Below are 5,616 nucleotides of genomic sequence, written 5' to 3'. Positions count from 1 at the left end.
TATCACGGTAATGATTAACAGCCCATGACAGGCAGACGATGATGCAGATAACCAGAGCGGAGATAATCGCGGTGACTCTGCTCATTGATCTATCCCCCAACAGGCTAATGCGCTTTCCTGGTCACGACGAATAACCTGTCCATAGCAGTTATTTGAACGTATGCGGCAATCGCGCCCAACATCTTTTATCCACCAGCGAATCGCCTCGCATGCGCCCTTACGATCACCGGCATTCAGCCGCTTATAAAACGTCGACGGGAAACACTTACCGGGGCCAATGTTATAGGGGCAAAATGACGCTATACCCGCTTTCTGGGGTTCGGTCAGAGGTACTTTAATATTGCGCTCCACCCATGCCAGCGCCTTATCACGTTCAATAGCGTTAACCTGGTCACATTTTTCCTTCGACAGCTTCATTCCCGGTATGACAGGCTTACCATCCACCATTGTGGCACCACGACAGATGGTCCATATGCCAGAACCATCACGGTATGCCGTTGTGTGATTACCCTCTTTTTCGTTCAGAAACTGGTCAAGTATCTGGGGAGCAGACGCGCCTGCGGCAATCAGCGCCAGAACAGCAGCCGACAGGCCGTATTTGATTTTTGCGCTCATGGATATTTATCAGGATTTATCGGCAACAAATAACGAGCCAACTTATATACGCCTTTTAAGATAAGTCAGCCCCGGCTGGATCCAGTCATCAGGCTCTTTCTTAAAGGGGGAGTATTGAAATCACGAAGAAGAGCCTCCCGCACCGCAGCATCCATGTCTGCACCACTGGCAAGTGCTTCAATCTCTGCCGCCACCTGCAAATACCCCATGCAACGGCCAATGCGTTTCATAACTCTGGTGTTTTCGTCTTTCAGGCATCTGATAGCGAGATTAATAATTTTCAGGCAGTGATGATGCGATGCCCGGACAGGTTTTCCGTTCTCATAAACGACGAACTCACCCTCTTCACAGGAAACCCTGAAAGGCCGATGGGGTTCCTGGTCTTTATCCGGTGCAGACGCAATAAAATCACTTTTATGCTCTTCCTCTCCGGCACTGTTAACCGTAATGACGTACTCAGGCCGCAGGTAAGCCGCCTCTTTTTCTGACAATGCGGCCGGTAAAAACTTTTCCTGCAAAAACTTCATAAAAGTCTCGTGAGCGACTTTGTGGCAGTAATCGTAAATCGCCGCATAATGCTCATCGCGGCGTTTGTTTTCATCTTCAGAACTCACCAACGCCGACAATTTTTTATTAAGCTCAGTGATTTCATTTTCCAGGTGATTGAATCGCTGATTCATTTCTTCATGCTTCATTATTTACTCTCCCCGTGCAGCCTTACGCTTGTCTTCTCTTATTTTGAAATACAGATTCGTCAGATAAGTCAGAAGCCCCAGAAGCAGACTTCCCAGCACACCAATCGCAGCCCACTGTGATGGCCTGACCTGATCCAACCACTGCAAAAACCAGTAGCCGGCACTGCCGGCGGAGGTGCCGTAGGCAATGCCCGTTGAAATTTTGTCCATGGATTTCATAGCCTCACCTCCGCAAATAACGGATGGCGTAGTTTTACACTGAGAAATGAAAGGGATTTGAAAAGAAAAAAACGCAAAAGCGGGCGAAACGATATATACAGTAAGGAAAGCACTCTATCCAACAAACCACCCACAGTTAATCGGAATAAAAGCAGAGTGCTTATGAATGATCGCACGCCCGAAGGTTAGTATTTCTGCACAGCAATTTTGCAAAAAAAGGCGATCATTCATAACTTAAACGTCTTTCAGTCACTCCGGGATTTCCCATCATCGCAGACTGAAAGACTCTGACTGGAGCGGGCAGCGGGAATCGAACCCGCATCATCAGCTTGGAAGGCTGAGGTAATAGCCATTATACGATGCCCGCATATGGTGCCGACTACCGGAATCGAACTGGTGACCTACTGATTACAAGTCAGTTGCTCTGCCTGCTGAGCTAAGTCGGCGCTGGCCCACCACCGAGGACTCGAACCTCGCACCGTCAACTTAGAAGGTTGATGCTCTATCCGGATGAGCTAGTGGTGGTTGGTGGCCCTTGCTGGACTTGAACCAGCGACCTGGCGATTATGAGTCGCTCGCTCTGACCAACTGAGCTAAAGGGCCGGAGGCAGAATAATAACCATATGTCATCACATCTGCAAACTCATCTGACCACCAGCGTGTTTAACGTCCTGTACCGTTTTTCAGGCATAAAAAACCCGCCCGGAGGCGGGTTTAAGCTGTGTGGCGAAGCAACCACTCTTAACAGAATATCCCGTTTTTTACGTACGTAAAATATTTTCTAGAAAGTCGCCCCTTACCATCAGGGATGTTCAATATATTTGTCCATTTCTAACCGGACACCCAACATCATCAACATTCCTTCCACCACCCCCTCGGCTTTTTGTAGCTTCTTTCCTATATAACCATCTGAGCATCCATGCTTCCGCGCCAGCGTCATGAATGTCATCCCAAACACGTAGTAGTCAACCAGCAAGTCATGTAGATCGTTGTTGTTCCGGTTAAGGCGGGCCATACACCCACATATAACCATCGCGTCATCGTCACAGCATTGCGGGCGGGATTTTACTTTTGAAGGGATTAATCCCTTAAAACCGGCAGCAATGGACGACCAGGTCACATCCTCATGATTATTAGCCACCCACGCGCCCCAGCGCTCAAGAACCTGCTGAATATCACGCATCACTGTCTTTACCCCTGTCCCATCCACGATGAACAATCAGAACACCATCAACAATGGCGTGCCCTTTGCCCTCTTTATCTTCAGCATATTTTCTTACCGTGGCGCGATTACAGTTCAGCATTCGTGAAACTTCGGTCATATTACCTCGTGTCTGGATAAGCAGTTCCGGTATCGTTTGAATTTTGACGCTCATCAAATACTCTCCGGTTCGGTGATTTTTATCCCGGGCTTTCCACCAGGGACATAATGATCGCGCACAAGCCAGGGCAAAACAAACTCATGGCGCATCAGCGCAGCGCCTCCTGCACCAGTTTTTCAAACTTTCCGACTCTGGTTTCCAGCTCTGCCACACAGTCCACCAGCTCATCTACTGCTTTCTGTGCGCGATGCTTCGCCTGCATCAGTTCCCGAAGCGCGGGTACCATATCTTTACGGATAGCATCTTTTGTTATGCCCGTTTTTTCGAGTTGTTCAGCATGACGCAGCATTTCCTGCGCGTGTTTACGCAATTGTTCAGGGGTAAAAGTCATTGTCTGGTTGTTCAAAAGAAACGCTCCATCTTACTGCTGTCAGTTCGTTTATTACTGTATCTGCGCGGATTGCCGGGCTTCATGGGAGTGGAAAGCACCCGTGCACTTTCCTGGTCCACAGGCAGAAAATGTCCGTTATAAAAACGCCGGTAAATCGTTCCCAGAGAACCGTTACGTTGTTTCGTGATATTGATTTCTGCGATGCCCCTGGCCTGCGTATCCGGGTTGTACACTTCATCCCTGTAAAGCATCAGAATGATGTCTGCATCCGCCTCTATTTCTCCGGAATTTTTCAGGTCTGAGTTCATGGGACGTTTATTGGGTCTGGACTCCACACCGCGGGAGAGCTGGCTCAGCGCAATCAACGGAAAACCACCGGATTTTGCCAGGCCTTTAAGCCCCTTTGAGATTTCACCCACGGCAAGGTCATGACGCCCCGTGGTTCGGGTTTTTATCAGCCCGAGATAATCAACCACCACCAGCGCCGTTTCCGGATATTTAATCAGGTGGTGTTTCGTTGTTGCGCATATCTCATCAATGGCCAGGTTCGCCTGGTCCACCATCCAGATATTGCGCCCGGTCATCCGCCCCACCCCTTGTGAGAAACGCGTCCAGTCTTCATCTTCAAAGTGAGCCACAGATTTCAGGCGTGATACTGGCATCCCTCCAGCCGCAGACACCATACGTTCACCAATCTGGATGTTCGCCATCTCCATGGTGAACAGAAGCACACCATGCCCCTGCTCAGTCACCTTGTCGATGATGTCCAGCGCAAGTTCGGTTTTCCCCATCGAAGGACGGGCGGCAATGAATACCAGGTCTCCGGGCTCCATACCGCCTGTTTTTGCGTCCAGTTCATCAATACCGGTCATCAACGTCCTGGATTTCTCCAGCCCCTGATTCCGGCATTCAACACGCTCAACCACTTCCGGAAGCACATCATCAATATGTACCGGCTGAATGACGCCCTTTCCTGTCGACAGTGTGACCATCATGTTCTGCGCATCCTTCAGGGCATCTTCAGCTGCTTCACAGGTATGCGCATCACGTAATTTCTGCAGCGCCTCATTCAGTGTTTTTTCTGCATCGCGCAGTGCGGCATTGCGCCGCAACGCTGCAACATAGTGCTCCAGTGAAGACTTCACCCAGGTTTTACGCCCGGTATCAGTAATCACCGGGGCAAGTTCCGGCATCTCATTACACAACAGCACGGGGTCAATCACTCCTGAAACACGGGCCTGTCTGCAGATGCCTGTATAGATATCCTGATACGCTCGTACAGAAAAAACGTCCGCTGGCAGTGTGGCCAGAATATCCATCACTTCAGGATCTGCTCCGCGCAGAAAGAACGCGCCGATGACAGCGCCTTCAAGGTCATCGTTACGCCATACTGGAGTTGTCATGCAGCCACACCTCTGATACGAGAACGGTAACTGGGCCAGTTAAACGACAACCAGTTGCGTCCCCCGTCTGTGATCCTGTCGGCAATTCGGGGACTGATGAACGCCCACAACTCTTCCGGTGAGAGGTTACTGATCAGAATGGTGGGCAAGATACTTTCGTACCTGGCGTTGATAATTTCCTGCAAAATAGCCATTTCAGCCGCGCTGCCAAACTGAACGCCAACTTCGTCGATGATCAGCAAATCCATTGACGCATAACGCTCAATAACTTCATCCGCTGTTTTTTCGCTGTCATTCCGCCAGCAATTTTTCACAGCACGGGTAAGGCGCATCACGTCGGTGATCTCCACACTGGCCAGATAGTTACGGATGATGTGTTTTGCCATAGCCACAGCCAGATGATTTTTTCCGGTACCACAACTGCCGGTCATAACAAGACTGGTACCGTTCTCCAGCATATCTGGCCAGTTCTCCGCATAGCGGCGACAGGCCGCAAGATTTCTGGCTGCGCCAGGATTAACCTCCAGATAATTATCAAACTCGCAGTCCCGAAAACGCAGGGCAATTCCGGCGTTATCAGTCAGCTCTTCCGCCTTGATGGACGACAGCTCCATGGTCAAATCGTTGGCCTCAGCGATTAAGCAGTCAGGGCAGCATGAAATTTCTTCTCTGTCCTCGCCATTACGATCGCTCCACACCAGTATATGCGTGTGATATTCGCCATGTTTTTCGCAATATCCGCGACCTTCACGCATCAGGCAGGAACGATAAGGCCATGGCTTTTCGCCCTTCTGAGCAAATGCAATCTCTGCCCGTAACTCATCCATTCGCGCCTGTAGTCTTTTTTGTTGTTCACGCAGGTTAAACGTCATCATCGCTGTCACCTCAGAATGTCTGAAGTGGCACACTGAATTTGGCCACCTGAACAGAGGTGATATGCTCACCTCAGAACAACACAGGTGCTCCAATGA

The 5,616-nt window shown here is 49.9% G+C and carries 8 protein-coding genes and 4 tRNA genes; all 12 read right to left on the bottom strand.

Features of this window, described 5'->3' with window-relative positions:
* Positions 1-81: 81 nt before the first annotated feature.
* The 12 genes from ABZJ92_RS20225 to ABZJ92_RS20170 all read right to left on the bottom strand — a co-directional run bounded on the left by ABZJ92_RS20225 (position 82) and on the right by ABZJ92_RS20170 (position 5,520).
* A complete protein-coding gene (locus ABZJ92_RS20225; protein ID WP_001274722.1) occupies positions 82-615 on the bottom strand; it encodes a lysozyme in 534 nt (177 codons plus the stop codon).
* A 65-nt stretch (positions 616-680) separates the two neighbouring features.
* Complete coding sequence (locus ABZJ92_RS20220; protein WP_005083349.1) at positions 681-1,310, bottom strand: hypothetical protein; 630 nt, start codon at positions 1,308-1,310, stop codon at positions 681-683.
* A gap of 3 nt (positions 1,311-1,313) precedes the next feature.
* Positions 1,314-1,529 (bottom strand): class II holin family protein, encoded by a 216-nt coding sequence (locus ABZJ92_RS20215; protein ID WP_000839566.1) that lies wholly within the window; start codon positions 1,527-1,529, stop codon positions 1,314-1,316.
* Positions 1,530-1,821: 292 nt separating this feature from the next.
* Positions 1,822-1,896, bottom strand: a tRNA-Gly gene (locus ABZJ92_RS20210).
* Positions 1,897-1,899: 3 nt separating this feature from the next.
* A tRNA-Thr gene (locus ABZJ92_RS20205) sits at positions 1,900-1,975 on the bottom strand.
* Positions 1,976-1,977: 2 nt separating this feature from the next.
* Positions 1,978-2,054 (bottom strand) — tRNA-Arg (locus ABZJ92_RS20200).
* Between the two features lies 1 nt (position 2,055).
* Positions 2,056-2,132: transfer RNA gene (locus ABZJ92_RS20195), tRNA-Ile, on the bottom strand.
* Between the two features lie 199 nt (positions 2,133-2,331).
* Entirely contained in the window at positions 2,332-2,712 is a 381-nt protein-coding gene (locus ABZJ92_RS20190) for an antiterminator Q family protein (protein WP_001204832.1), read from the bottom strand.
* Positions 2,705-2,905: a protein ninH gene (locus ABZJ92_RS20185; RefSeq protein WP_000111769.1), complete on the bottom strand. Its 201-nt coding sequence runs from the start codon at positions 2,903-2,905 to the stop codon at positions 2,705-2,707. Before ABZJ92_RS20185 ends, ABZJ92_RS20190 begins: the two co-directional genes overlap by 8 nt.
* 94 nt (positions 2,906-2,999) lie before the next feature.
* Positions 3,000-3,257, bottom strand: coding sequence for a hypothetical protein (locus ABZJ92_RS20180; protein ID WP_001064799.1), 258 nt, complete (start codon positions 3,255-3,257; stop codon positions 3,000-3,002).
* Positions 3,254-4,645 carry a replicative DNA helicase gene (locus tag ABZJ92_RS20175; protein WP_000211324.1) on the bottom strand — a complete coding sequence of 464 codons (1,392 nt, stop codon included), beginning with the start codon at positions 4,643-4,645 and terminating at the stop codon, positions 3,254-3,256. The genes ABZJ92_RS20180 and ABZJ92_RS20175 overlap by 4 nt, the downstream gene beginning before the upstream one ends.
* Positions 4,642-5,520: an ATP-binding protein gene (locus ABZJ92_RS20170; RefSeq protein ID WP_000988183.1), complete on the bottom strand. Its 879-nt coding sequence runs from the start codon at positions 5,518-5,520 to the stop codon at positions 4,642-4,644. The genes ABZJ92_RS20175 and ABZJ92_RS20170 overlap by 4 nt, the downstream gene beginning before the upstream one ends.
* Between the last annotated feature and the right edge of the window lie 96 nt (positions 5,521-5,616).

The sequence above is a fragment of the Shigella sp. FJ200513 genome, assembly GCF_040495915.1.
In the GTDB taxonomy this organism is placed as follows: Bacteria; Pseudomonadota; Gammaproteobacteria; order Enterobacterales; family Enterobacteriaceae; genus ECMA0423.
The sequence above is the reverse complement of the archived record's forward strand: the minus strand, read 5'-3'. Positions and strand labels throughout refer to the sequence as shown.